A 26887-nucleotide genomic window follows, 5' to 3' on the forward strand; every position below is an offset into this window, starting at 1 on the left:
CGCGCCGCGACATCCAACTGCGAACGCATGCGAACCACCGCGCGTCTTCGCGCGGCGGTTGTAGTCGATCGATGATTGGTGACGGCGACCGCGTCATGCTGCGCGCACGGTATCGAGGAAGTTGCCGACCTCGAGCTTGAGGCGGTTGCTGTCGCCAGAGAGCGACTGGGCCGCCGCCAGCACCTGCGACGACGCCGAGCCGGTCTCGTTCGCGCCGCGCTGCACATCGGTGATGTTGGCCGAGACCTGATGGGTGCCTTCCGCCGCCTGCTGCACGTTGCGGGAGATTTCCTGTGTCGCCGCGCCCTGCTCTTCCACGGCAGCCGCGATGGTAGAGGAAATCTCCGAGAGCTTCTCGATAGTGCCGCTGATGTCCTTGATTGCGCCGACCGAATGCTCGGTCGCGGTCTGGATGCTGGCGATCTGCTGCCCGATCTCGCCAGTGGCCTTTGCGGTCTGTTCGGCGAGTGCCTTGACCTCGGAGGCCACAACCGCAAAGCCGCGACCGGCTTCGCCGGCGCGCGCGGCCTCGATGGTCGCGTTGAGCGCCAGGAGATTGGTCTGACCCGCGATGGTGTTGATCAGTTCGACCACGTCGCCGATCCGCGTCGCCGCCCTGGACAATTTGCTGACGCGCTCAGTGGTGACACGCGCTTGGCCGACAGCTTCGTTGGCCACGCGGGCCGATTCCTGCACCTGCCTGCTGATCTCGGTGATAGAAGACGACAGCTCCTCGGTGGCCGACGCCACCGCTTGCACGTTGGTGGACGCCTCCTCGGAGGCCGCAGCAACCATGGTCGTGAGCTGCTGCCCTCGCTCCGCGGTCGATTTGAGGGTCGACGCCGAGGCTTCGAGCTCGGTCGCTGCCGAGGAGACGGTGTCGACGATCTCCCCGATCGCGGCTTCGAAGCCGTCGGCCAGCTTCCGCATCTCCGCCTTGCGCTGCTCGGCTGCCCGGCTCTCGGCCGCAGCGTGATCGCCGCGCATGCGTTCGACTTCGAGGCCGTTTTGCTTGAAGACTTCAACGGTCCGCGCCATCTCGCCGACCTCGTCACCTCGGCAGGTGCCAGGCACGACCGTCGTGAAGTCGCCATTGGCGAGCCCACGCATCGCAACCGAAATGGCTGAAAGCGGCTTGAGGATCCGGCCAAAGGTGATCCAGAAACTGAGGCCAGCGAGCATCACCGAGGCGCAGAGCAACACAACTGTGAAAACAAAATTACGAGTGCTGACCTCTGCCTGCATCGTGGCTTCGCGGTCAGCGGCCGCGCCAATGGCTTCACCGAGCTTCAGCACTGCATTGATGCCGGCGGTGGCCCGCGTGAAGTACTCGGGTCCCGTGATTCTGTAGTCCCCGCCTTCGCCACCGGCGAGCACAGTCACCCGCGTTTCACCGTAGGCACCAAAATAGGATTTCTCGACCTCCGTCATCGCCTCGCCGATCTGCAGGGCGAGGTCCGAACGCAGCCGCACCGGCAATACCGTGTCCCATGCGAGTTCGACCTTGGCCCGCAGCGCCGAAAGGCGCTCATAGCCCTCCATCCCGAGCTTCGCGCGCGCACCGACGACCCCAGCCAGCAGGGCCCGCTCCCTTCCAGCATTCTCGACCATCTGAGCTGTCAGATGTCGCAAGCCGATGAGCTGGGCCAGCCTTGCCACGGGCGGGCTGGTGAGTGTTTCGAGCGTCAGCCGCAAGCGGTTGCTCGCGACGTCGATCACCTCCGTAATCGTTGGCGCGAAGCCATCTACGAGGTCAGGCTCGCGTTCGACGCGCGAGCGCGACATTCCCGCGTCGGCTTTCTCACGCAGGAGACGCAGCGCCTCGAATTTCGTCGCTGCGTCCGCAATCTGTCTTTGCCCCGCCGTCATTTCGGAAATCGCGCTGATATCGAGGACGGCTTGGCGAAAGGCCTCGTCGGCCGTCGCGCGCGCCTTTGCGATTTCCGCACGGCGCTCGGCACTGACGACATCAGGAGACTTCAGCACGGCGTTGGTCAGCCCGCGTTCAATCGCCCAATGTCCTGCGCTGCGCAGCAGCAGTTGCGCAACTGCATTGACCTTCAGGAATGCCTCGGACTCTCGCCTCTTGAGGACGGCCTCATAGGCGATGAATCCGGCCGAGGCCAACCCAAGCACGACCAGGGCAGAGATGATGATCGGCAAGATCGTGCCGATCCGAACATGTCCGAGCCGACTCCACGCGCTGGCGGACTGAGTTCGGACCTGCTGATGATGAGCAGGGCTCAACATGGTACGTTTCCCCCAAAGGAAACACGCAGCCAAGTCCTTGCCGGCTGCATGGACGTTGATCGCCCTTGCCGGAGAATCTATTCCTTAGGGTTACTCATTCTGGTTAACGGGAGGGCTCGGAGAAATACTGAGATTTCAACCCAAACAGTTGAAATGGAAGAGATAATCTCGCCAGAAAGTTGTAAATTTCAGCTTGAGGTCGCCACTGTTTGCTTTTGCAGCCGACGTTCGCCGAAGTCATGCGCGAGACGTTCGCGGCGAAGATCAGGATGCAAAAACGCCCCGCCTGAGGAGGCAGGGCGTCTTCCGAACTGTCTGGAACGAGGTTCTTAGGCGGCGCGCACGGTGTCGAGGAACTTGCCGACCTCGAGCTTGAGGCGGTTGCTGTCGCCGGACAATGACCGCGCGGCTGCCAGCACCTGCGACGATGCCGAGCCGGTTTCGCCTGCACCGCGCTGCACGTCGGTGATGTTGGACGAGACCTGATGGGTGCCTTCGGCCGCCTGCTGCACGTTGCGCGAGATCTCCTGCGTCGCCGCGCCCTGCTCCTCGACGGCCGCCGCGATCGTGGACGATATCTCGGACAGCTTTTCAATGGTGTTGCTGATGGCGCTGATGGCGGCGACGGAGTCCTGCGTCGCGGCCTGAATGCCGGAAATCTGCTGGCCGATCTCGCCGGTCGCCTTCGCGGTCTGCTCGGCAAGCGCCTTCACTTCGGAAGCCACCACGGCAAAGCCGCGACCGGCCTCGCCGGCGCGTGCCGCCTCGATGGTGGCATTAAGCGCCAGCAGGTTGGTCTGGCCGGCGATGGTGTTGATCAGCTCGACCACGTCGCCAATGCGAGCCGCCGCCTTGGACAATTCTCCGACACGGTCGGTCGTGGTTCGGGCTTGGGTAACCGCCTCGCTCGCGACCCGCGCCGATTCCTGCACCTGGCGGCTAATCTCCGTAATTGAAGACGACAGCTCTTCCGTGGCCGACGCCACCGATTGCACGTTGGTCGACGCCTCCTCGGAGGCCGCAGCCACAACTATCGTCAGTTCCTGTGCCCGCTCCGCCGTCGAGGTCAACGTCGAGGCCGAAGCCTCGAGCTCCGTCGCGGCCGACGACACCGTATCGACGATCTCGCCGACGGCGCCTTCGAAACTATCAGCAAGCTTGCGCATATCGGCCTTGCGCTGCTCGGCCGCCACCTGGTCCTGCCGCATCTTGGCTTCCGCTTCCTGGCGCGCCTTCTGCTCCGACACGACCTTGAATTTCTCGACGGCCGCGGCGACACCGCCGACCTCGTCCTTGCGGCCGAGACCCGGCAGGACAACAGAGAAGTCACCACCAGCGAGCTTGTCCATGGCAACCGTGAGCGCGCGGATCGGCCGCGCGATGGTCAGGAAGGACATCAGCCACGAACCGATAAGGACGAGCACGGCGCACGCACCGACCACCATGCCGAGACGCTCGCTCACGGCCATCTCCTGGCTCGCGGCAGCGATTTCTTCATCGCTCTTGTGCTTGGCGAAATCGGCAATCTCGCTGGTCAAATTGTCCAGCTGTGTGGCAAGCGGCAGCGTCACCTCGCGGATCTGGCGCGCGCCTTCCTCGGAAATCTTGGCGGCGCGGACGGGGTCCGTGGCCGCAACCGCAATGGCCTCGCTGCGAACAGAGGCGTTCTGCTGCGCGCCCTTCAGGTAATCGGCCGACGTAGACTTGAGCTTCTCCATCCGCGCGCGGTTTTCCGGGGCGTGCGACAACCTGAGCATGGAATCGACAACGCCGTTCAGTGCTTTCGACCGCTCCAGCAGAAGCTCGCTCGCCTTTTGCAAGTCACCCTGATTGTTGGCGAGACGCATGTCCCGTACGGCGAGTTGCAAGCCGCGTATCCCAAGCTTGGCTTCGGTAGCCTCGCGCACCAATTCCTGCTGCGCAAGCGCGGCCTGGTTGGAATGCCGCACGTTGTTGTTGCCGATGACCTGGCTCGCGATCATGGCGCCGACGAGAACAACGCCGAACGCCGAAGCGAGCGCGAGCTTGGTACCGATTTGCAGATTCTGGATGAGTCTCGACATGAGGGCGTTTCCCGGGTTGCGCGGCCAAGTCATTGTCGGCCGCCCTCGGCGTTGATCGCCCTTGCCTAAAAACTGAGCTTCAGGTGTGGTGATCTGGTTAACGATCGCCCCCGGACAAATACCGGACTTATCGGAAAATCCCTTGAAAACGGCACGGTCCGCGCGCTTAACAGGTTAACCACACGCGGCGGTAGGATGCCCGATTTCTAGCCAGTGCGACCAAGGGCCTTTTGGCTCTCGCCAATCAAGCTGATCCGGAACACCGGCTCCTTGTTCTCGTCGAGCAGCTCCATGCGCCATTCGGCGTCCTGTTTCAGGCCGCGCGAGATGCCGCCGAGCAAATTGGCACAGACTTCGGTCATCTCGGTCCAGGCCGCGGCGCGGTCCTCGAACTCATATGGCTGGTCGGCAGCACCGGAATAGCGGCCCGTGCTGATACGGAAGAAGTACAGCGACATCGTTGAACCCTTTTATCGGGCCGCGCCCCCGGCCGTACCTAAACTGGGGCGCGAACAGCTACCAACGCATGAAAGCCGCCGTCCGTATGACTACGGCGCGGCGGCTTCGTGTCTGATGGCAGCTCTCAACGACAAAGTGCGCGGACGCGCGCAGCCAACTCACTGGGTCGAGCGGCGCAGCTCCAGCGGGGCGTCGTCCCTGGCGGGCTCCGATTTAACTTGCGGCTTCACCGGCTCGAGCCGGCTACTCTCGACGCGCGGGGTCTCGACACGCGCGGCGACTTCGGTGTTGGGCGTGCCGACCGAACCCGTGTGTTCCGAGGTGCGCAGCGAGCGCGGCCGCGCGACGGCCCGCGCCATCAGCATCTGGTTGCCGCCCTGGTGATGGAAGTCGCAATAGGCGAAGCCCATCCCCGATACCGAGCCGCGGAAACTGCGATCGTCGGTCTTTTCAAGGTTGAAACAGGGCTCGAACGGAATGCCCTTGATCGAGGCGCAGACGTTCTGGCCGCGGATCTGCAGCGTGTTGCCGGGCAGGCGGAGATGTTTCACCGGACCTGCACCCGAGAACTGCACTGCGCCAGCGGCGCCGAGGTCGTCCATGATGCGGCCAGCGCCGCGGGTGCCGTCAAAACAGGTGAAAGCAAACACCTTCCCGGCGACGAAGCGGCGCGCCTCATCGGCGTTCATGCTTCCAGCAATGGCCGGCGTAAGCGTCGCTACCGCCGTGACCGCCCCCAACACAATACGCGCAAGCATGCTCAACTCCGAACCAACCCCGCAGCGGGCTATGCCTTATCTCTTTACCTGCTGCTTACCATACTAACCATGGCGACATTGAAGCAGCATGGTTGGTAAAGTCTGAACGCCGTTAGACAATTTTTACAACGGTGCGACCGCGGACCTGGCCGGCGAGGATTTTCGCGCCCCACTCCGGAACTTCAGAAAGCGGAATTTCGTGAGTAATTTCAGCTAGTTTTGACCGGTCCAGATCGGACGCCAGGCGTTGCCAGGCAGCTTTCCGCGGCTCGATCGGGCACATCACGGAATCGATGCCGAGAAGGCACACCCCGCGCAAAATGAAGGGTGCGACGGAAGACGGCAGGTCCATGCCGGCAGCCAAGCCGCAGGCCGCGATCGCGCCGCCGTACTTCGTCATCGACAGCAGGTTTGCGAGCGTGGTCGAGCCGACGCTGTCGACGCCACCCGCCCAGCGCTCCTTGGCGATGGGCTTGGCGGCCGCCGACAATTCGTTGCGGTCGATCACCTCAGCCGCGCCGATCTCTTTCAGATAGTCCGCTTCGGACGCACGTCCGGTGGAGGCGATGACGTGATAGCCGAGCTTCGAGAGCACGGCGGTCGCAACCGAGCCGACGCCGCCTGCAGCCCCCGTCACCACGACCGGACCGCTGTTCGGCGACACTCCGTGCTTCTCCAGCGCCAGCACGGACAGCATCGCGGTGAAGCCGGCAGTGCCGATCGCCATGGCGTCGCGCGCCGATAGGCCCTGCGGAAGAGCGACCAGCCAGTCGCCTTTCACCCGCGCCTTCTCGGCATAGGCGCCAAGATGGGTCTCGCCCATGCCCCAGCCGGTGCAGACAACCTTATCGCCCGCCTTCCATTGCGGATGCGAGGACTGCTCGACGGTGCCGGCGAAGTCGATGCCGGCAATCATCGGGAAGCGGCGCACCACCGGCGCCTTGCCGGTGAGCGCAAGGCCGTCCTTGTAGTTCAACGTCGACCATTCCACGCGGACGGTGACGTCGCCCTCCATCAGTTCGGCTTCGTCGAACTGCGTGAGCTGCGCGGTGGTGCCCTTGTCCGCCTTGTCGATCCGGATCGCCTTGAACGTCGCCACAGCAAAACTCCCTGACTTGTTTCAGGGGATGTTTAGCCGATCAGGCAGGCTGCGCAACCGCCCGCTGGACCGGTTTCTCCACGATCGGAAGATTGATCAGCGCCGAGAGCACGCCGAACAGGATCGAGAGCCACCAGATCGGCGTGTAGGAACCGAACCGCTCAAACACGATGCCGCCGAGCCAGACGCCGAGGAAGCCGCCGACCTGATGGCTGACGAAGGCGAAGCCATAGAGCGTGGCGAACCAGCGCGTGCCGAACATGATCGCGACCAGTGCCGAGGTCGGTGGCACGGTCGACAGCCAGGTCAGGCCGGAGACCGCGCCGAACGCAATCGCCGAGAACGGCGTGATCGGAAACGAGATGAAGGCAAGCGTCGCAAGCGCGCGGGTGAAATAGATGGTCGAGAGGATGTAGCGCTTGGGCAGGCTGTTCTGGAGATAGCCGACGCTGAGCGATCCCATGATGTTGAACAGGCCGATCGCCGCGATCACCCAGCCGCCGATCTGCGTGGAGATGCCGCTATCGACCAGGAAGGCCGGCAGATGCACCGTGATGAAGGCAAGCTGGAAGCCGCAGGTGAAGAAGCCGAGCACCAGCAGCACGTAGGAGCGATGGCCGAAGGCTTCCGCGAGCGCTTTGGTGAAGGTCTGCTGGTCCGCAGGCGCCGCGTTTGCCGTGCTTGCGACCGGCGGCGTCGAGAGCGCCAGCGACAACGGAATGATCAGCAGCATTAGGAAGCCGAACACGGTGAGCGCCTGCTGCCAGCCGAAATTGTCGATCAGGGCCACACCGATCGGCGCGAACAGGAATTGCCCGAACGATCCCGCCGCAGTACCGGCGCCGAGCGCAAGGCCGCGCTTCTCGGCCGGCAAGAGCTTGGTGAAGGCCGAGAGCACCAGATTGAACGAGCAGCCGGCGAGACCGAAGCCGACCATGACACCAGCGCCGATGTTCAGTGACAGCGGCGTCGATGAGTAGCGCATCAGGAGCAAGCCCCCGGCATAGAGCAGAGCGCCGACGCACATCACCCGAAACAGGCCGAAGCGATCGGCGACCGCGCCGGCGACGGGCTGGCCCAGTCCCCACAGCAAATTCTGAAACGCGATCGCGAGGCCGAACACGTCGCGGCCCCAGGCATATTCATGGCTCATCGGCTGTACGAAGAAGCCCAGCGCCGAGCGCGGGCCGAACCCGAGCATCCCGATCGCGCAGCCGCAGAGAATGATGATCGCCGGCGTGCGCCAGGAGGAGGAACGGGAGACCGAACCGAGCTCACCCATCTGTATCGACATGCTGTTCCTCGTGCGTGGTCGCGGATTCGCAAATGGCGGCCGCGAGCCAGCTCGTTTAATGCATCTGCATGGAAACCCCAAGTCAAAAACGATTGCATTCCGCGAAGAGCTGGCGCGGGAGCATTGCATTTCCTCGCGGCCTCAGCCGACGCGCCGGGCGCGACTTAACGGAAACGTGTGCGGCAAGATCTGGCGGCTCCCAACACGACGTGTTATTTTATATTTGCTCATATCGAGCATATCGAATGATCCCCGGCCTGTCGGCCGGATTTCTCAGGCTTTATATATGCTCAAAATGAGTACAAATGACATGCACGGGAGGCTTGGATGCCGCTAACTGGAATTTACGGCCCCGACGACTTTGCCAACCGGCCGCAGGGCCACGTCATCACCCCGGCACAGGCCAAGCAGTCGCGAACCGGACCTTCGCTGCCGATGCCTTCACTGGAATGGACGCCGGAGGTCGAGCGAGCCACCGCACCGCTTTACGAGCGCGTGAAACGTGTCATCCCGCCGATCGAATGGCCGCTGATGGCCCCGACGATCAAGGCGATCAACGAGCTGAAGCAGGCCCGGGGCGCGGTGATCCTCGCGCACAATTACCAGACGCCGGAGATCTTCCACTGCGTCGCCGACATCGGCGGTGATTCGCTCCAGCTCGCGGTCGAAGCCACCAGGGTGAAGGCCGGCATCATCGTCCAGTGCGGCGTGCACTTCATGGCGGAGACGTCGAAACTGCTCAATCCGGACAAGACGGTGCTTATTCCTGATACGCGCGCCGGCTGCTCGCTCGCTGCCAGCATCACCGGCGCCGACGTCCGCCTGCTCCGCGAAAAATTCCCCGGCGTGCCTGTCGTTGCCTATGTCAACACCTCCGCGGAGGTGAAGGCCGAGGTCGATATCTGCTGCACCTCGTCGAACGCGGTGCAGGTGGTCGAAAGCCTCGGCGCACCAACCGTGATCTTCCTGCCCGACCGCTATCTCGCCACTTACGTGGCCTCGAAGACCGACGTGAAGATCATTGCCTGGAAGGGCGCCTGCGAGGTGCACGAGCGTTTCACTGGCGCCGAGCTGCGCAGCTACCGCGAGGCCGATCCCTCCGTGCAGATCATCGCTCATCCCGAATGCCCGCCGGACGTGCTGGCCGAGGCCGATTTCACGGGCTCGACCGCGCACATGATCAACTGGGTGCGCGAGCGGCGGCCGCGGCGGCTGGTGATGATCACGGAATGCTCGATGGCCGACAATGTCCGCGCCGAGCTGCCCGATGTGGAGATGCTGCGCCCCTGCAACATCTGCCCGCACATGAAGCGCATCACGCTCGCCAACATTCTGGAGAGCCTGCTGACGCTTCGCGAAGAAGTGACGATCGATCCCGCGCTCGCGGACCGCGCAAGGCGCTCGGTCGAGCGGATGATCAATTTGAAGAACTGAGATAAAGCCATGACAAACAACATCAACACCCTCCCCCGCTCCGACGACGTCGTCATCGTCGGCGGCGGCCTTGCCGGATTGTTCTGCGCGCTCAAGCTCGCGCCGCGGCCGGTAATATTGATCTCGGCGGCGCCGCTCGGACAGGGCGCGTCGTCCGCATGGGCGCAAGGCGGCATCGCCGCGGCAATGGCTGAAGGGGATACGCCGGAAGCGCACGCCGCGGACACGGTTGCAGTTGGCTGCGGCATCGTCGACGAAGCTGTCGCACTCGGGATCGCGCGCGAGGCCGCACCGCGGATTCACGACCTTCTCGCCTATGGCGTGCCGTTCGACCGCGATCTCGAAGGCAGGCTCGCAGTCGGGCGCGAGGCCGCACACTCGGCGCGGCGTATCGTACATGTGCGTGGCGATGGCGCGGGCGCCGCCATCATCGCGGCGCTGAGCGAAGCCGTGCGGCGCACGCCGTCGATCCGGCTGATCGAAGGTTTCGTCGCCGAAGCGCTGTTGACCGAGGACGGCGCGGTCGCCGGCCTACGATTGCGCGAAGCTGGCGACGCGGCAGCACAGCCGATCCTGCTCGCCGCGCGGATGGTGGTGCTCGCGACGGGCGGCATCGGCCATCTCTATGCCGTCACCACCAATCCGCGCGAGGCCAGCGGATCCGGCCTTGCGATCGCCGCACGCGCCGGCGCGGTGATTGCAGATCCCGAGTTCGTGCAATTTCACCCGACCGCCATCATGGTCGGTCGCGATCCCGCGCCGCTCGCCACCGAAGCGCTGCGCGGTGAAGGCGCGACGCTGATCAACGGCCGTGGCGAGCATTTCATGGCGGCGCGCCATCCGCTCGCCGAGCTCGCTCCGCGCGACATCGTGGCCCGCGGCGTGTTCGCGGAGATCTCGGCCGGGCGCGGCGCCTTTCTCGATGCGCGGCAAGCGCTGGGCGCACGTTTTGGCGACAGATTCCCGACGGTTCATGCAAGCTGCATGGCCGCTGGCATGGATCCCGCCACGCAGGCCATCCCGATCGCACCGGCGGCGCACTACCACATGGGCGGCATCGCCGTCGACCATCGCGGCCGCAGCTCGATCGACGGGCTGTGGGCCGGCGGCGAGGTGTCGTCCACCGGCGCGCATGGCGCGAACCGGCTTGCGTCGAATTCGCTGCTCGAGGCCGTGGTCTACGCCGCACGCATCGCCGATGACATCGCCGGCCGCACCAGCCCCTCGCCCGCCCGCCTTGCGGACGCGGCGACGCCGCGCGGCGGCGCACCGGATGCTGCGGCCGTGAAGCGGCTGCGGATGCTGATGAGCGCGCATGTCGGCGTGATCCGCGACGGTTACGGGCTTGCGGACGCGGTTCGCAGCTTCGCCGCGCTCGAACGAGAGGCCACGAGCATCGCGGTCCGCAACATGGCAACGGCAGCCCTGCTCGTGGCGGCGTCGGCCTGGAACCGGCGCGAGAGCCGCGGCGCGCATTTCCGCTCCGACCATGCCGCGGACGTACCCGCCCTCGCGCAGCGCACGATGACGACGCTCGCAGCAGTACGCGAGGTCGCGGACAGCCTGAGCGAACGCCCGACACCGCGCACCGCACAACCCATGATCGCCTGACGGAGTCTGCCATGATCACCCCGACCTCTCTGCTCTATCCCGACGCCTTTCTCTCCCCGCTCGCGATCGACGAGGCCGTGCTCCGCGCGCTCGATGAGGATCTCGGCCGCGCCGGCGACATTACCTCGCTTGCGACGATCCCCGAGGCAACGAAGGCGCAAGCGATCCTGGTCGCACGGCAGTCCGGCGTGATCGCCGGCTTGCCGCTGGCGCTCGCCACCTTGCAAAAGCTTTCGCCCGACATCGAGGTACGCGCACATGTTCGCGACGCCGCGCGCGTCGCCCGCGGGCAGCAGGTGCTGACGATCTCGGGGCCGGCACGCGCCATCCTCACGGCGGAGCGGACCGCGCTGAATTTCGTCGGCCGGCTGTCGGGCGTCGCGACGCTCACGGCGGACTACGTTGCGCGCGCCGAGGGCACCCGGATGAGAATCTGCTGCACGCGAAAGACCACGCCCGGGCTGCGCGCCTTGGAGAAATACGCGGTACGCTGCGGCGGCGGCTTCAATCACCGCTTCGGGCTCGACGACGCGATCCTGATCAAGGACAACCACATCGCGGTCGCCGGCGGCATCCGTCCCGTGCTGGAGCGCGCCCGCGCCCAGGCCGGCCATCTCGTCAAGATCGAGATCGAGGTCGACACGCTTCCGCAGTTGCGCGAGGTGCTCGACACCGGCCTTGCCGACGCCGTGCTGCTCGACAACATGGATATTGCGACGCTGCGCGAAGCCGTCAGGCTCAACGAGGGACGCCTCAAGCTGGAGGCATCCGGCGGTGTCACCCTGGACTCGATCCCAGCCATCGCTGCGACCGGCGTCGACTACGCCTCATCCGGCGCGCTGACGCATTCGGCGCCAAATTTCGACTGCGCGCTGGATATCGAGGCGTGAGGCGCTACCGCCGCTCGGTCGCGCCCATCTCGGCGGAGCTCTTGGCTTGCTGAGTGAGCTCGGCGGAGAGCGCGGCGGTCTGCGCCGGGGTGCCCCAGCTCGGCTCTTCGCTGCCATCGCCCCAGGCGCGTGGGCGATAGAAGGTGTGGACGCCGGTCTTGTACATCTTCTTCATCTCGGCGACCCAGGACGGGCGCACCCAATAGGCGTGGTAGTGCGTGGACTTGCCGACCTCGGGCAGCCAGATCTGGCCGTCGAGCATGGCCTTCGAGATCTTTTTCGCACGGTCCCACATCTCGGGCTCGCGGATCACGTCGGCATTGTTGTCGCAGGCAAAGGTGAACTGGCAAGCGAGATGGCGGTGCTTGTTCTGATAGACGGCGCCGCACACAGTGTCCGGGTATTTGCCGGAGAACACGCGGTTCATCACCACCTGCGCAACCGCCATCTGACCGCGCACGGCCTCGCCGCGGGACTCGAAATAGACGGCCTCCGCGAGGCATTTTTCGGACTTCGCGCGCGACTTGTCGTCGAGCGCGAGCCGTTCCGCCGGCGATCTGGCGCGCTGATTGTCGACGTTGACCTCACCCTTCGGCGCGACGCTCTCGCCGCTTTCGATATCCTTCGCAATATCCTCCGACGGCGGCGATAGCGACGCCGTCACCTTCATGTCGGGGTCGGGCATCACGATCAGCGGCTCCGCACCGGGTTGCCAGCTCTCGATGCTCTCGACGTTGCCTCCGAGCGAGGAGCTGCCGAAGAACAGGCTCGAGGTCTTGACCCGGAACGGATCGCGCGGCGGTGCAGCCGGAATGGTGGCCTGCTTCAGCGCTTCGAGCGGCTGGAGCGCGAGCGAGCGCGCAGCGTCGCTGGCTTGTGGCGCATTGGTGTATTGCGGCAGCGGCGGCGCACGCAGCGCCTCCGCGAGTTCGGGATCCAGCGCGGCCGCGGATTCCGGCGACATCGCCTGCGGCAGCGCGACGGTCTTGGCGCCGAACACCGAGCTGTTCGACGTCGCGGGATCCTCCTGCGTCGGCGCTGCCGTCGGCGCGCCCGCTTCGGGAGCCTGCGTCGGTGTGACCGTTGCGAGGCGGTCACCCTTCATGGAGCGATCGACCTTGGGAAAATCGGCGGCCTGGTAGCGGGGCGGCGCCTGCAGCGCCGGATTGCGGCTGATCGCGCCGGTGACGTCGCGGCCGTCGAGGCTCGCGAGACGAACCATCGCGCTCTGCGGAGCCGAAGTGCCGATCGGCCGGGAAAAACTGTAAGTGGCCAGTTGTATGGAGGACGCAGCAGAGAAAACCTGCTTCTGCCAACGCTCCGCGACGCCGGGTTGGCGCGCCAGCAGCGAGGCAATGTCCTGATAGCCGGTCTCTCTCGGCATCAATGCGAAGATGCAGAGACCGATGCCGAAGGACGCGAACCGCGCGCCCTTCGGATGGGTACGCAACAAAAACATCGATACGCTCACGCTACGCTTACGCTAGAAAAATCGAGCCGCAGTACATCCGTGCAATTCGATCTTTATCGTGAGTATCTAATTTAGGTTGCTGGGGCGTTAATCGGCGTTGAGCATGCGGCACACGCAAGCAATCGCAGGTGTTTTCACGGGGCGATGATGCGCCTTGGTAAATGCGCCCTCACGCGAAGGGGTAAACAACTGGTCAACGCGAATGGTGAAGGAACTCTTGCGCGCACGTGTCATTACGGGACGCGCGCGGTTCCATCGCCACTTCGACCACAGCCGCCATGCCCGCGAAGGCGGCCCATCCAGTACGCCGCGGCTCCTTCCCTATCACGTCACCGCCTCTGGAATACTGGATCGCCCGCTTACGCGGGCGATGACACTGAATGTGTGGCAAGAACGTCGCCTCAAAAGAAAGAGGCGGGGTTTTGGCCCCGCCTCTTTCGCTCTCAACATTCAACTCGCCGCTTACCTTACGCTTGGCTCGCGATCGCCTTGCCGAGCGCGGCTTGCGCGGCGGCGAGGCGGGCGATCGGGACGCGGTAGGGCGAGCAGGAGACGTAGTCGAGGCCGATCGCGTGACAGAAGGCGACGGAGGCGGGATCGCCGCCGTGCTCGCCGCAGATGCCGACCTTGAGCGAGGGGCGCGTCTTGCGACCGCGTGCGACGCCGATCTTGACGAGCTCGCCGACGCCTTCCTGGTCGAGCGCGACAAAGGGATCGATCGGCAGGATGCCCTTGGACACGTAGGTGCCGAGGAAGCTTGCGGCATCGTCACGGCTGATGCCGTACGTCGTCTGCGTGAGGTCGTTGGTACCGAATGAGAAGAACTCGGCGCTCTCCGCGATCTCGGCCGCGAGCAGGCAGGCGCGCGGCAGCTCGATCATTGTGCCGACCTGATAGGTCAGCTTGGTGTTGGTGTCGCGCATCACCGCCTTCGCGGTGGAATCGATGCGCGCCTTGACGAGGTCGAGCTCCATCTTGGTGGCGATCAGCGGCACCATCACCTCGAGGCCGACGGCCTTGCCGGTGCGCTTCTCGGCCTCGACCGCCGCTTCGAAGATCGCACGTGCCTGCATCTCGGCGATCTCGGGATAGGCTATCGCGATACGGCAGCCGCGGAAGCCGAGCATCGGATTGAACTCCGACAGCTCCCGCGCGCGGTCGGCCAGGCGCCGCGGGTCGGTGTTCATGGCGCGCGCCACTTCCTCGACCTCGGCATGGGTGTGCGGCAGGAACTCGTGCAGCGGCGGATCAAGCAAGCGGATCGTGACGGGCAGGCCCTTCATGATCTCGAACAACTCGACGAAGTCGGCGCGCTGCATCGGCAGCAGTTTTGCCAGCGCAGCGCGGCGCGACTGCTCGTCCTCGGAGAGGATCATCTCGCGCACCGTGCGGATGCGCGTCTCCTCGAAGAACATGTGCTCGGTACGGCAGAGGCCGATGCCTTCCGCGCCGAACTTGATCGCAGTGTGCGCGTCCTCCGGCGTGTCGGCGTTGACGCGCACGCCGATCTTGCGGACCTGGTCGGCCCATTTCATCAGCGTGCCGAACTCGCCGGACAGCTCGGGCTCGATCATCGGCATGCGGCCGGCGAGCACCTGGCCGAGCGAGCCGTCGATGGTGATGACGTCGCCGGTCTTGAAGGTGCGTGAGCCGATGCTCATGGTGCCGCGGCCGTAATCGACGCGGATGGTGCCGCAGCCGGAGACGCAGGGCTTGCCCATGCCGCGCGCGACGACCGCAGCATGCGAGGTCATGCCGCCGCGGGTGGTCAAGATGCCTTCGGCGGCGTGCATGCCGTGGATGTCTTCGGGGCTGGTCTCGATCCGGACCAGAATCACCTTGCGTCCGTCGGCCTGAAGCTTGGCCGCTTCGTCCGAGGAGAACACGATCTCGCCGGAGGCCGCACCCGGCGAGGCCGGCAGGCCGGTCGCGATCACGTCGCGCTTGGCGTTGGGGTCGATGGTCGGATGCAGCAGCTGGTCGAGCGAGGCGGGGTCGATCCGCGTCACCGCTTCCTTCTTGGTGATCAGGCCTTCATTGGCGAGTTCGACCGCGATGCGCAGCGCCGCCTTGGCAGTACGCTTGCCGCCGCGGGTCTGGAGCATCCAGAGCTTGCCCTGCTCGACCGTGAACTCCATGTCCTGCATGTCGCGGTAGTGCTTCTCGAGCAGCGTGTAGATCCGCGTCAGCTCCTTGAACGCCTCCGGCATCGCCGATTCCATCGACGCCTTGTCGGAGCCGGAGTCCTTGCGCGCTTCCTCGGTGATGTCCTGGGGCGTGCGGATGCCCGCGACCACGTCCTCGCCTTGCGCGTTGATCAGGAACTCGCCGTAGAGCTTGCTCTCGCCGGTCGAGGGATTGCGCGTGAAGGCAACGCCGGTCGCCGAGGTCTCGCCCATGTTGCCGAACACCATGGCCTGCACGTTGACCGCGGTGCCCCAGGATTCCGGAATGTCGTGCAGCCTGCGGTAGGTCACCGCGCGGGCGTTCATCCAGGATGAAAACACCGCGCCAATCGCGCCCCAGAGCTGGTCGTGCGGATCCTGCGGAAAATCCTTGCCGGTTTCGCGCGCGACCGCGTCCTTGTACTTGCCGACCAGATCGACCCAGTCGTCGGCGGTGAGATCCGTGTCGAGCGTGTAGCCCTGGCTGTCCTTGAAGGTGTCGAGGATTTCCTCGAAATGATGATGCTCGAACCCGAGCACCACGTCCGAATACATGGTGATGAAGCGGCGATAGCTGTCATAAGCGAAGCGGCGATCGCCTGACAGTTCCGACAGCGCTTCCACGGTCTCGTCATTGAGGCCGAGATTGAGCACGGTATCCATCATGCCCGGCATCGAGGCGCGGCCGCCGGAGCGCACGGAAACGAGCAGCGGATTCCTGGAATCGCCGAAGATCTTGCCGGTCAACTTGCCGACATGGTCGAGCGCCTTCTCAACCTGCGACTTCAATTCCTTCGGGTAGGATTTGTCATGCGCGTAGAAATAGGTGCAGACCGAGGTCGGGATGGTGAAGCCCGGAGGCACCGGCAGGCCGAGATTGGCCATCTCGGCGAGGTTGGCGCCCTTGCCGCCGAGCAAATCGCGCATCTCCGCTTTGCCCTCGGCCTTGCCGTCCCCAAAGGTGAACACCCACCTGCCGGCCTTGGCCGCAACAGGCGCAGCCTTGGTTGAAGCAGTCTTGCTCGGTACCGGCTTCGCGGCGACCTTCGGTGCAACCGGCTTCGTCGGTGCCTTTGCAACAGCCTTGGAAACCGACTTGGCGGCGGGCTTCACAGCCGGCTTGGCCACCGGCTTGGCAGCGCCCTTGGCCATGGGCTTCGGGACGCGCTTGGCAAGTGACTTGCGGGCCGCCGGCGCGGCTTTCGCCTTGGTCGAGGACTTTGATTTCGCTGGCATTTTCGCTGGAGTTTTCGAGGCGGCTTTGGCCATAGCTTGCACACAACCTGCGAGAGGAATGGGTAATTGCGCGCCTTACACCACTTTGGGCAGGTCCGCGCAAGTCGAAGAGTTCCCTAGAATGAAGGCCTAGAGATGGAGCCACTTCAACAATCCGAGCCCGATCGCACCATTTATGATGAGAAAAATCGCGACGATCAGGTTCAGGAGGCGCGGCATGATCAGGATGAGCACACCCGCAAGCAGCGACAGGATCGGCGAGATGTGGGCGACGGTGATGTGCATGAATTTTCTTTCCGTGGGTGGGGCGAATCGCGGCGGGATCATAGCGGACTGGGTTCCGCGGGTAGAGACGCACCGGGGGCGCGCGAGTTCCCGGCTTCGCGAAAACTGCCCGAAAATGCCGCGAATGCGGCGGGCGTTTTCCGGAACATCGCGGAGACGCATGCATTGGCAACCGGTCGCGCCAGTGGCGCTTCCCGAAAACCTTCTCGAAGGAGTTGCCCATGCGGAACAGGATTCTTGCTCTTGCAGCGCTCGCGGCCTCGATCGGCTCGCCCCTTGCGGCGCAGGCGCAAAGCAGCGTCACCGTGGGACGCGCGCCCGTCGTCGTCGAGAGCGGCCCGACCATTGCGGTCGAGCAGCGGCCGGCTTTCCGCGACTATGTCGTCGAACAACGCGTGCCGGCTTTCCGCATTCCGGATCGCGTGGTGGTCGGTGCCACCCTACCTGAAAGCGGTGTCACCTATTATGACGTGCCGCAACGTTTCGGCGCCACCACCTATCGCTACACCGTCGTGAACGGCGAGACCGTGCTGGTCGAGCCGCGCTCGCGGCGCATCGTCGAGGTGATGGACTAGCGTCTTCAGGGATCGACTAGGTGTCCGGCGCGTCACATCAATCAGGCTGACGCGAGCAGTATAGTCGGACATCAGGCCCCGCCCGGTCCTCCCCCCGCCGGGCGGGGCTTTTGTGTGGGCACTCTTCGCGCACAGCAATTGCGGCCACCAACTGCGTCGTCATGGCCGGGCTTGTCCCGGCCATCCACGCGTCTCCACGAGCGAAGAAGAACGTGGATGCCCGGGACAAGCCCGGGCATGACGGTGTCCAGTTGCGCCAAGACGCGCTCAATCCTGGATCTTCGAGAAATCCGCCACCGCACGCGTGGCGCTGCGGATCTCGTTGAGCAGTTTTAGCCGGTTCTCACGCACCTTCGCATCCTCGTCGTTGACGCGAACTTTCTCGAAGAACGCATCGACCGGCGGACGCAGCTTGGCCATCGCACTCATCGCGGCAGCGAAGTCTTCCCCGGCGACGGCGGCACGGGCTTCGGCCGTCACTTCATCGATCGCGCGGGCCAGCGCCTTCTCCTCGCTGAGAGCGTAGAGCGAGGCATCGGGTGCGCCGTCGAATAAGCGCTTATCCTTCTTCTCCTCGATCGAGAGAATGTTGCTGGCGCGCTTGGTGCCTGCCAGCAGATTCTTGCCGTCGTCGGTATCGAGGAATTTTCCGAGTGCTTCGACGCGGCGGACGACCGCCACTATTGGATGCCCTTGCACCAACGAACCAGCGTTGAGAACCGCATCGACGAGATCGTAACGGGCCTTCTGATCTCGCAATTGGACCTTAAGCCGGTCTTCGAAAAAGACCATCAGATCATCAAGCTTTTCTGCAACTTCCAAGTATTGTTTGTCGTACGAGCGCTCTAAGTGCCCCCAAGCGAGTTCTCGCAAACTAATCTTAGTCTGATTTTCGAGCACAATCCTGATCACGCCCAGCGCCGCGCGGCGCAGCGCATACGGATCCTTCGATCCCGTCGGCTTTTCGTCGATCGCCCAGAAGCCGACAAGCGTGTCGAGCTTGTCCGCGAGCGCGACTGCGACGCTGACCGGATCGGTCGGCACGCGATCGGCAGGCCCTTGCGGCTTATAGTGCTCCTCGCAGGCGGCAGCGACGGAGGCGTCCTCGCCCTGGGCCAGCGCGTAGTACTTGCCCATCAGGCCCTGCACCTCGGGGAATTCGCCGACGACTTCGGTCAGCAAATCCGCCTTCGCCAGATGCGCGGCGCGCGTCGCCTTGGCGACATCGGCGCCGACGAGCGGCGCGATCTCTGCGGCGAGACGCTCGATGCGCTTGATGCGCGCAGCCTGGGTGCCGAGCTTCTCGTGGAACACGATCTGCTCGAACTTCGGCAGCCGGTCTTCCAGCTTGGTCTTCAGGTCCGTCTCATAGAAGAATTTTGCATCCGACAAACGCGGACGGATCACGCGCTCGTTGCCGGCGACGATGGTCTTGCCGCCGTCGGGCGCCTCGATGTTGGCGGTGAGTACGAACTTGTTGGTCAGCTTGCCCGTCTTGGGATCTTTGACGACGAAGCACTTCTGGTTGTTGCGGATGGTGGCGCGGATCACCTCGTCGGGGATCGCGAGATACTCCGCTTCGAACGATCCCATCATGACGACGGGCCATTCGACGAGACCCGAAACCTCATCGAGCAGCACCTGATCCTCGACCAGTTCGAACCCTTGCGCAAAGGTCACCTCCTTGGCGTCGGCAAAGATGATGTCCTTGCGCGCCTGCGGATCGAGGATGACTTTTGCGGCCTTCAGCTTCGCTTCGTAGTCCTCGAAGCGGCGCACGGAAATCGCGCTAGGAGCCATGAAGCGGTGACCGTAAGTGGTCTGGCCGGCCTCGATGCCGTCCACCGAGAATTTGACGACATCGGGCTCTTCGGTCTCGAGCCCGAACGTCGCGGTGATCGCGTGCAGCGGACGCACCCAGCTCAGCGAGCCCGGCTTGCCGGAGCGCGCGCCCCAGCGCATCGATTTCGGCCAAGGGAAAGTGCGGATGATCACGGGGAGGATTTCCGCGAGCACGTCGATGGCGTCGCGGCCGGGCTTCTCGATCAGCGCGATGTAGAAGTCGCCCTTCGGATCGCGCTGGATCTTGGCCTCGTCCAGCGACGTCAAACCCGTCGCTTTCAGAAAACCCTGCACGGCCGCGTCGGCCGCACCGATCTTCGGTCCGCGGCGTTCGGTCTTCAGGTCAGGCTGGCGCGCAGGGATGCCGTGCACGGTAAGCGCAAGGCGGCGCGGCGTCGCGAACGCCTTCGCGCCTTCGTAGACGAGACCCTCGGCGACGAGCTTGTCGGTGACCATGCGGCGCAGATCGTCCGCCGCCTTGGCCTGCATGCGCGCGGGGATTTCTTCCGAGAAAAGTTCAAGCAAAAGATCGGGCATCAGGTCGCTCCGCCCGCTTCAGTATGTATCCAGGCCTCGCCGCAAGCTTTTGCCAGTTCGCGCACGCGAAGAATGTAGCTCTGCCGCTCCGTCACGGAGATCACGCCGCGCGCGTCGAGCAGGTTGAACACATGGCTTGCCTTGATGCACTGGTCATAGGCCGGAAGCGACATCAGATGCGCCTCGCGCTTGCCATCTTTCCAACCCGCATCGAGGTATTTCCGGCAGACGGCTTCCGCCATCTTGAACTGCTCGAACAGCATCGCGGTGTCGGCCACTTCGAAATTGTGCTTCGAATATTCCCGCTCGGCCTGCAGGAAGACGTCGCCATAGGTGACCTTGGCGTCGCCGTCGCGGCCGTTGAAGTTGAGGTCGTAGACCCGGTCGACGCCCTGCACGTACATCGCGAGGCGCTCGAGCCCGTAGGTGAGCTCGCCGGCGACCGGCGCGCATTCGACACCCGCGACCTGCTGGAAATAGGTGAACTGGCTGACTTCCATGCCGTCGCACCAGCACTCCCAGCCGAGGCCCCAGGCGCCTAGCGTCGGGCTCTCCCAATCGTCCTCGACGAAGCGAATGTCGTGCACGGCGGAATCGATGCCGATCGCGGCGAGCGACTGCAGGTACAGCTCCTGAAGGTTCGGCGGCGACGGCTTCATGATCACCTGGAACTGGTAGTAGTGCTGCAGCCGGTTCGGATTCTCGCCGTAGCGGCCGTCCTTGGGCCGCCGCGAGGGCTGCACATAGGCCGCATTCCAGGGCTTTGGCCCGAGCGCGCGCAGCGTGGTCGCCGGATGGAAGGTGCCCGCACCCATCTCCATGTCGTAGGGCTGCAGGATCACGCAGCCCTGCTCGGCCCAGAACCGCTGGAGCGCGAGGATAAAGCCCTGGAACGAGCGTTCCGGGCGCATATGGGCGGGCAAGGAGGCGTCCATCGTCAGATCGGGCTCTCGCGGGGGGTTGAATCGCGCGGGACCGTATCGACGGCAAGGGTGGGAATCAAGGTGAAGGGGGTGGATTCGGGCCTAGTTCTCCGTCATGCCCGGGCTTGTCCCGGGCATCCACGTTCTTCGTGCGGTGAGACAAGGCGTGGATGGCCGGGACAAGTCCGGCCATGACGACTGCAGCAGCTAACCCGGCCGATAGGCTCCGGTGACGGGATCCTGCTTCAGCGTCTGGACGGCCCCCATATGGGCGGCCTCGGCGACGCGCGAGAGGCGCATCTCCTCCAGCTCCTGGTTGATCCCGACGGCGGTCTTGTAGGCCCAGCGGACCACGGCAAGCCCGCCCAGGACGCCCGCGAATGCGACGAACGGCGGCATCGGTCATTCCTTGTTCACAATGCTCAGCCCCCACGCGCATTCTTGCGCAGACCGGGCCGCGCGGCAATTGGCACGGCTTCAAGTCTCCTTGGGGCCAAATGGCGCGGAGGGGCGCCGTCTAGAACCCGAATTTCGCCCAGATCGCGCGGGTCTCGACCGCCGAGATCAGGTCGTCCGGCAGGCTGGCCATTGATTCCATGGCCGAAAGCTGCCCCGCGCCGGGCGATTTCCGGCCCAAAAGGCCGGAGAGCAGACCGGTCGGCTGGGCTATCACGGGGGTGAGAACCTTCTCGCCATAGCGGGCACGAAGAGTTGAGCGGAGATCGCCGATGCTGTCGGCGAGCCCCAGCGTGATCGAACTCTCGCCGGCCCAGTATTCGCCCGTGAACAGGGTGTCGTCGGAGCCCTTCAACCGCGCGCCGCGGCTCTCCTTCACCAGCGCGATGAAGATCTGGTGGATCTCGCGCTGGAGCGCCTTGAGCTTGGCGACGTCGTCGGGGTTTTCAGGGAGAAACGGATCGAGCATCGCCTTGTGCGCGCCGGCGGTGTAGAGGCGCCGCTCGATGCCGAGCCGCTTGATCGCCTCCTGGAAACCAAAACTGCCGCCGACGACGCCGATCGAGCCGAGGATCGAGGACGGATCGCAGATGATCTCGTCGCCGGCGCACGCGATCATGTAGCCGCCGGAGGCCGCGACGTCCTCGACGAACACCAGCACCGGCAGCTTCTTCTCCGCCGCGAGCTGCTTGATGCGCAGGTAGATCTGGCGCGACTGCACCGGCGAGCCGCCGGGCGAATTGATCACCAGCGCCACCGCCTTGGCGTTGCGCGTCGAAAACGCCCGCTCCAGAACCCGCGAAACCGTCGCGAGCGTCATGCCCGGGCGCAGCGGCGTCACTGCGCCGATCACACCGGACAGCCGGACCACCGGCACCACGGCCGTGCCGGGACGGAAGCGCGCCGGCAGATATTGCATGAGCTTGTCGGCCAGGCCGGAACTCTCACGATCGTTCAATTTTTCGGCCATGCCATTACCTCTGATTAACCGTTTCTTATCACGCGACTGTCATTGGAAGGGCCCGGAACGTGTTTTGCAGAAAACCCGTTGAGAGGCTGCAATGGGCCAGCGGAGAACACCATGAAAATCTATCTGCTGATGCTGCTGATCGGTGCGCTGTTCATGGCGATCCGCCTGACGACTCCGCAAGAGCAGCAGTCGGAATCGCTTCCGCAATAGCTCAGCACGGTTCCACCAGGGGTAGAACCGCCCTTCCCTCCAGAATATCCATCACCTCTTTTTTCGACACGCGTGACTCCTCGTTGAGCATGAGGCCCGGCAACAATCGCGCCGGGGCCCTGCCGCCCTTGACCGCGCGCACCAGCACGCGGATCGCGGGCCGCCCGGCTTCACCGTGAACCGGCAGAATCGCGAGACTGCCGAAGCCGCGCGACAGCGCCGCCAAAACCTCAGCGATCCCATCTGCGCGCCAAATCAATGTCAGCGCGCCATGCGATCGGAGGATGCGCCGCGCCGCATGCACCCAGGCATTCAGCGTCTCATCCGTCGCCACATGCGCGATCTGGCGCGCCTGATCGGGCGAACCGCGATGGCGAGCGGGATCGTTGAAGGGCGGGTTCATCAGCACGACGTCGACGCTGTCGGGCGCGAGCCCGCTCGCTGCGAAGGCCTGCGCGTCCGCGGTGACGTCGAGCACGATCGTCTCGGCGGCAATCGCATTCGCGGCCGCATTGGCGCGCGCAAGCTCCGCCAGCTCCGGATCGATCTCGAGCAGGCCGAGCCTGATCCCGGCGACGCGCCGAGCCAACGCAAGGCCCGCCGTGCCGATGCCGGCGCCGAGATCGACGACACGGTCGCCCGCCCTCGCCTCCGTCGCCGCCGCGAGCAGAATGGCGTCGTGCCCGGCGCGATGGCCAGACCGCTTCTGCTTCAGCCGCAATTGCCCGCCGAGAAAGGCGTCCTCGGTGAGGTCTGTCAGTGTTTCACTCATCGCCGCGCAGTTCGTGGCTGAGGCCGGCCTCGGTCAGAAGCTGCCGGGCCTCGATGGCGTCGTCCTCGTGGACCAGGATCCGCCGCGGCAAAATGCCGAGCGAGCCCTCAATGATGCTCATGTTCTGGTCCAGCACCAGATGATGGATGTTGGCGCCGTCGAGCAGCGCGCCGATCGCCGACACCAGCACCATATCGTTGGTCCGAACCAGTTCTCGCAAAACACAGCCTCCTGCCTGACGGGGACTAAGCGCCAAATGTCAATGGTTCCACGGCCCTTGCCGCATCCCCGTCCAGTTTCTATTGTCTTTCCATCAGAATAGCCCTTCCGGGGCAAATATTGGAGACCGGCGTGGCCGTCATCGTACCTTTCGAAACTCCCGGCGCGTCGATCGAAGAGCTGGTTGCCCTTGTCGCCGGTGACATGGAGCGCGTCAACGCCACGATCCTGTCGCGGACCGGTTCGGACGTGACCATGATCCCGGAGGTCGCCAACCATTTGATCTCCTCCGGGGGCAAGCGCCTGCGGCCGATGCTGACGTTGGCCATGGCCAACCTCGCCGGCTACACCGGCGACGGCCATATCAAACTCGCCGCCAGCGTCGAGTTCATGCATACCGCCACGCTGCTCCATGACGACGTCGTCGACGAGAGCGAGATGCGCCGCGGCAAGCTGTCGGCGCGCATGCTCTGGGGCAATGAGGCGAGCGTGCTGGTCGGCGACTTCCTGCTCGGCCAGGCCTTCCGCATGATGGTCGAGGTCGGCTCGCTCCGCGCGCTCGACATTCTCTCCGCGGCCGCCGCCACCATCGCCGAGGGCGAGGTGATGCAGCTTGCCGCCGCCAAGAACACCGCAACCACCGAAGACGAATATCTCGCCGTAATCCGCGGCAAGACCGCCGAGCTGTTCGCGGCCGCCTGCGAGGTCGGGCCCGTGATCGCCAACCGCCCGAAGGCGGAGCAGACCGCCTGCCGCTCGGTCGGCATGAATCTCGGCATCGCCTTCCAGCTCGTCGACGACGTGCTCGACTATGGCGGCAAGAGCGCCAAGCTCGGCAAGAACACCGGCGACGATTTCCGCGAGGGCAAGATCACGCTGCCCGTCGTGCTCGCCTTCCGCCGCGGCAACGACACCGAGCGCGCCTTCTGGATCCGCGCGCTGGAGCGCGGTGAGATCGGCGACACCGACCTCGACCACGCCATCGGGTTGATGAACAAGCATCGCGCGCTCGAAGACACGCGCAGCCGCGCCCAGCACTACGGCGCCATGGCCGTGGACGCGCTGGCGCTGTTCCCGTCCTCGCCGATGAAGAGCGCGCTGGAGCAGGTCGTGGCGTTCTGCCTGGCTCGGTCGCATTAGCTACCTGCATCCTTAGCGCTTGCTGGTAGCCACACCCTCAGTGTCGTCCCGGCGAAGGCCGGGACCCATTACCCCGGTCAGCGTTGTCTTAGCGCCTGTGGCAACCATCGTGCACCACAACAACAGTCGTGGCTATTGGGTCCCGGCCTTCGCCGGGACGACATCGTTGAGATACGCGCCACCACCGCATTAACAGCGTCATTGCGAGCGCAGCGAAGCAATCCAGGTTCTTCCCGCAAAGGGACTCTTGATTGTTTCGCTTCGCTCGCAATGACGAGCTAGGTGTGCGAGGGCCGCCTTCCAACTTGCATTCAAATCCTGTGCGCCATCTTGCGGCACACCTCCGTCGGAGTGTTCCAACGGTTCGCCTACTAACTTGCATTTTGCAAGCCACTCTCCTACCTTCCCCTCATGCAGCCCAAATCCCCCTCCATTCAGGAATGTCCGGTCGGCCGCGCTGTGGAGACGGTCGGCGAATGGTGGAGCATTTTGATCCTGCGGGATGCATTCCAGGGCGCAACGAGGTTCGACGAATTTTCGCAAAGCCTCGGGATCGCGCCGAACATCCTGTCGCGGCGGTTGGCCCATCTCACCGAAAGCGGCATGTTCGTCCGTCGCCGCTACAATGAACGGCCGCCGCGCTACGAATATGTGCTGACGGACAAGGCCCGGGACTTCTTCCCCGTGGTCGCAACCCTGCTCGCTTGGGGCAACAAGCATCTCGCACCGATGGGCGAAGCGATCCTGCTCGCGAACCGGCACGATTGTCGTCCGTTCAATCCGGTCGTGGTCGATGCCGCCGACATGCAGCCGATCACGCTCACCAATGCGGTCGTCGTCGCAGGCCCCCGCGCCAGCCGTGTCATGCGTAAACGGCTGACCTCGCTCAAAGCCATGAACCCGGCCGTCGCGCCGGCTGGAGACTGACATGCGTCGTATCGTCGTGACGGGAATGGGCGCGGTGTCGCCGCTTGGCTGCGGTGTCGAACTTTCGTGGCGCCGGCTGCTGGCCGGCCAAAGCGGGCTGCGCCCGCTGCCGGAATGGTCGCAGGCGCTGCCCGCACGTATTGCCGGCCTCGTGCCCGACAAGGCCGATGACGCAGAGGGCGGCTTCGATCCCGCGCAGGCCGCCGCGCCGAAAGACCAGCGCAAGATGGACCGCTTCATCCTGTTCGCGCTGCTCGCCACCGCGGAAGCGGTTGCGCAGGCCGGTTGGACGCCGCAGGACGCGGCGGCGCAGGAACGAACTGCGACGATCATCGCCTCCGGCGTCGGCGGTTTTCCGGCAATGGCGGAGGCGGTGCGCATCACCGAACAGCGCGGCCCGCGCCGGCTGTCGCCGTTCACGATCCCCTCCTTCCTCGCCAATCTCGCCGCCGGCCACGTCTCGATCAAATACGGCTACAAGGGAGCGCTGGGCACACCGGTCACGGCCTGCGCTGCCGGCGTTCAGGCGATCGGCGATGCCGCGCGCATGATCCGCGCGGGCGAGACTGATGTGGCGATCTGCGGCGGCGCGGAAGCCTGCATCGACATCGTCAGCCTCGGCGGCTTTGCCGCGGCCCGCGCACTGTCGAGCGGATTCAATGACGCCCGCGCCTCGCGCCCGTTCGATCGCGACCGCGACGGTTTTGTCATGGGCGAAGGCGCCGGCATCCTGGTGATCGAGGAGCTGGAGCATGCATTGGCGCGCGGCGCGAGGCCGATCGCGGAGATCGTCGGATACGGTACGACCGCGGACGCCTATCACATGACATCGGGTCCGCCTGACGGCGACGGCGCCCGGCGCGCCATGGAGATCGCGCTCCGGCAGGCCAAGCTTGCGCCCGCGGATTTACAGCACCTGAATGCGCATGCGACCTCGACGCCGGCCGGCGACGAGAGCGAGCTTGGCGCGATCGCGGCGCTGTTCGGCCGCCACCGCGGCATCGCGGTGAGCGCGACCAAATCGGCCACCGGGCATCTGCTCGGCGCCGCCGGTGGCCTCGAAGCGGTCTTCACCGTGCTCGCCCTGCGCGACCAGATCGCGCCGCCGACGCTCAATCTCGAAAACCCTGATCCCGCCGCTGACGGCATCGACATCGTCGCCGGTGTGGCGCGACCGATGCCGATGCAGCACGCGATCTCGAACGGGTTCGGCTTCGGCGGGGTGAATGCCAGCGTGATCTTCCGCCGGATGGGCTGAACGACGGGCCTTAGTCGACGGGCCTTGCAATCGCGGCAAGCAT

At 64.8% G+C, this 26887-nt stretch carries 22 protein-coding genes; 7 read left to right on the forward strand and 15 right to left on the reverse strand.

Features of this window, described 5'->3' with window-relative positions:
* Positions 1 to 93: 93 nt before the first annotated feature.
* The 6 genes from IVB54_RS28980 to IVB54_RS29005 form a co-directional block, all read right to left on the reverse strand.
* Complete coding sequence (locus IVB54_RS28980; protein WP_247776547.1) at positions 94 to 2163, reverse strand: methyl-accepting chemotaxis protein; 2070 nt, start codon at positions 2161 to 2163, stop codon at positions 94 to 96.
* Positions 2164 to 2579: 416 nt separating this feature from the next.
* On the reverse strand, positions 2580 to 4313 hold the full coding sequence (locus tag IVB54_RS28985) for a HAMP domain-containing methyl-accepting chemotaxis protein (RefSeq protein WP_240543332.1): 1734 nt from the start codon (positions 4311 to 4313) through the stop codon (positions 2580 to 2582).
* 206 nt (positions 4314 to 4519) lie between these two features.
* Positions 4520 to 4771 carry a hypothetical protein gene (locus IVB54_RS28990; protein ID WP_007594936.1) on the reverse strand — a complete coding sequence of 84 codons (252 nt, stop codon included), beginning with the start codon at positions 4769 to 4771 and terminating at the stop codon, positions 4520 to 4522.
* A 159-nt stretch (positions 4772 to 4930) separates the two neighbouring features.
* A complete protein-coding gene (locus tag IVB54_RS28995; protein ID WP_026233672.1) occupies positions 4931 to 5530 on the reverse strand; it encodes a hypothetical protein in 600 nt (199 codons plus the stop codon).
* Positions 5531 to 5642: 112 nt separating this feature from the next.
* Positions 5643 to 6629, reverse strand: a complete 987-nt coding sequence (locus tag IVB54_RS29000) for an MDR family oxidoreductase (RefSeq protein WP_085352604.1) — start codon at positions 6627 to 6629, stop codon at positions 5643 to 5645.
* A 40-nt stretch (positions 6630 to 6669) separates the two neighbouring features.
* Positions 6670 to 7923, reverse strand: coding sequence for an MFS transporter (locus IVB54_RS29005; RefSeq protein ID WP_018458839.1), 1254 nt, complete (start codon positions 7921 to 7923; stop codon positions 6670 to 6672).
* A gap of 327 nt (positions 7924 to 8250) precedes the next feature.
* Here IVB54_RS29005 and nadA point away from each other — a divergent pair, with 327 nt between their 5' ends.
* From nadA to nadC, 3 genes are read left to right on the forward strand one after another with little or no spacing between them, the layout of a single operon-like run.
* Positions 8251 to 9357, forward strand: coding sequence for a quinolinate synthase NadA (gene nadA, locus IVB54_RS29010; RefSeq protein WP_204513858.1), 1107 nt, complete (start codon positions 8251 to 8253; stop codon positions 9355 to 9357).
* A gap of 9 nt (positions 9358 to 9366) precedes the next feature.
* Positions 9367 to 10968, forward strand: coding sequence for an L-aspartate oxidase (locus tag IVB54_RS29015; protein WP_247363584.1), 1602 nt, complete (start codon positions 9367 to 9369; stop codon positions 10966 to 10968).
* Positions 10969 to 10979: 11 nt separating this feature from the next.
* Positions 10980 to 11858, forward strand: a complete 879-nt coding sequence (gene nadC, locus IVB54_RS29020; protein WP_085352608.1) for a carboxylating nicotinate-nucleotide diphosphorylase — start codon at positions 10980 to 10982, stop codon at positions 11856 to 11858.
* 4 nt (positions 11859 to 11862) lie between these two features.
* On the opposite strand, the gene IVB54_RS29025 is transcribed toward nadC, so the two are convergent.
* The 3 genes from IVB54_RS29025 to IVB54_RS29035 all read right to left on the reverse strand — a co-directional run bounded on the left by IVB54_RS29025 (position 11863) and on the right by IVB54_RS29035 (position 17015).
* Positions 11863 to 13317: a cell wall hydrolase gene (locus IVB54_RS29025; RefSeq protein WP_018454891.1), complete on the reverse strand. Its 1455-nt coding sequence runs from the start codon at positions 13315 to 13317 to the stop codon at positions 11863 to 11865.
* Positions 13318 to 13796: 479 nt separating this feature from the next.
* Positions 13797 to 16763 carry a pyruvate, phosphate dikinase gene (ppdK, locus tag IVB54_RS29030; protein ID WP_018454892.1) on the reverse strand — a complete coding sequence of 989 codons (2967 nt, stop codon included), beginning with the start codon at positions 16761 to 16763 and terminating at the stop codon, positions 13797 to 13799.
* A gap of 96 nt (positions 16764 to 16859) precedes the next feature.
* Positions 16860 to 17015, reverse strand: coding sequence for a DUF3096 domain-containing protein (locus IVB54_RS29035; RefSeq protein ID WP_007594951.1), 156 nt, complete (start codon positions 17013 to 17015; stop codon positions 16860 to 16862).
* 221 nt (positions 17016 to 17236) lie between these two features.
* Here IVB54_RS29035 and IVB54_RS29040 point away from each other — a divergent pair, with 221 nt between their 5' ends.
* Complete coding sequence (locus IVB54_RS29040) at positions 17237 to 17590, forward strand: DUF1236 domain-containing protein (protein WP_018454893.1); 354 nt, start codon at positions 17237 to 17239, stop codon at positions 17588 to 17590.
* A gap of 267 nt (positions 17591 to 17857) precedes the next feature.
* Here IVB54_RS29040 and glyS read toward each other — a convergent pair whose 3' ends face one another.
* The 6 genes from glyS to IVB54_RS29070 form a co-directional block, all read right to left on the reverse strand.
* On the reverse strand, positions 17858 to 19969 hold the full coding sequence (gene glyS / locus IVB54_RS29045; protein WP_026232838.1) for a glycine--tRNA ligase subunit beta: 2112 nt from the start codon (positions 19967 to 19969) through the stop codon (positions 17858 to 17860).
* Positions 19969 to 20904 (reverse strand): glycine--tRNA ligase subunit alpha, encoded by a 936-nt coding sequence (locus tag IVB54_RS29050; protein WP_085352612.1) that lies wholly within the window; start codon positions 20902 to 20904, stop codon positions 19969 to 19971. Before IVB54_RS29050 ends, glyS begins: the two co-directional genes overlap by 1 nt.
* A 195-nt stretch (positions 20905 to 21099) precedes the next feature.
* Complete coding sequence (locus IVB54_RS29055; RefSeq protein ID WP_018454896.1) at positions 21100 to 21291, reverse strand: hypothetical protein; 192 nt, start codon at positions 21289 to 21291, stop codon at positions 21100 to 21102.
* 118 nt (positions 21292 to 21409) lie between these two features.
* A complete protein-coding gene (locus tag IVB54_RS29060; protein ID WP_018454897.1) occupies positions 21410 to 22318 on the reverse strand; it encodes a S49 family peptidase in 909 nt (302 codons plus the stop codon).
* Positions 22319 to 22529: 211 nt separating this feature from the next.
* Complete coding sequence (locus tag IVB54_RS29065) at positions 22530 to 23300, reverse strand: methyltransferase (RefSeq protein ID WP_247776548.1); 771 nt, start codon at positions 23298 to 23300, stop codon at positions 22530 to 22532.
* Positions 23293 to 23520 carry a DUF2007 domain-containing protein gene (locus tag IVB54_RS29070; RefSeq protein ID WP_007607161.1) on the reverse strand — a complete coding sequence of 76 codons (228 nt, stop codon included), beginning with the start codon at positions 23518 to 23520 and terminating at the stop codon, positions 23293 to 23295. The genes IVB54_RS29065 and IVB54_RS29070 overlap by 8 nt, the downstream gene beginning before the upstream one ends.
* A 131-nt stretch (positions 23521 to 23651) precedes the next feature.
* Between IVB54_RS29070 and IVB54_RS29075 the strand changes: the two genes are divergently transcribed.
* The 3 genes from IVB54_RS29075 (at position 23652) to fabF (ending at position 26844) form a co-directional block, all read left to right on the forward strand.
* Positions 23652 to 24659 (forward strand): polyprenyl synthetase family protein, encoded by a 1008-nt coding sequence (locus IVB54_RS29075; RefSeq protein ID WP_007594965.1) that lies wholly within the window; start codon positions 23652 to 23654, stop codon positions 24657 to 24659.
* Positions 24660 to 25070: 411 nt separating this feature from the next.
* Positions 25071 to 25586 carry a helix-turn-helix domain-containing protein gene (locus IVB54_RS29080; protein WP_018454901.1) on the forward strand — a complete coding sequence of 172 codons (516 nt, stop codon included), beginning with the start codon at positions 25071 to 25073 and terminating at the stop codon, positions 25584 to 25586.
* Between the two features lies 1 nt (position 25587).
* Positions 25588 to 26844 (forward strand): beta-ketoacyl-ACP synthase II, encoded by a 1257-nt coding sequence (gene fabF / locus IVB54_RS29085; RefSeq protein WP_026232839.1) that lies wholly within the window; start codon positions 25588 to 25590, stop codon positions 26842 to 26844.
* Positions 26845 to 26887 lie beyond the last annotated feature (43 nt).

Source organism: Bradyrhizobium sp. CW1 (assembly GCF_023100665.1).
Taxonomy (GTDB): domain Bacteria; phylum Pseudomonadota; class Alphaproteobacteria; order Rhizobiales; family Xanthobacteraceae; genus Bradyrhizobium; species Bradyrhizobium canariense_D.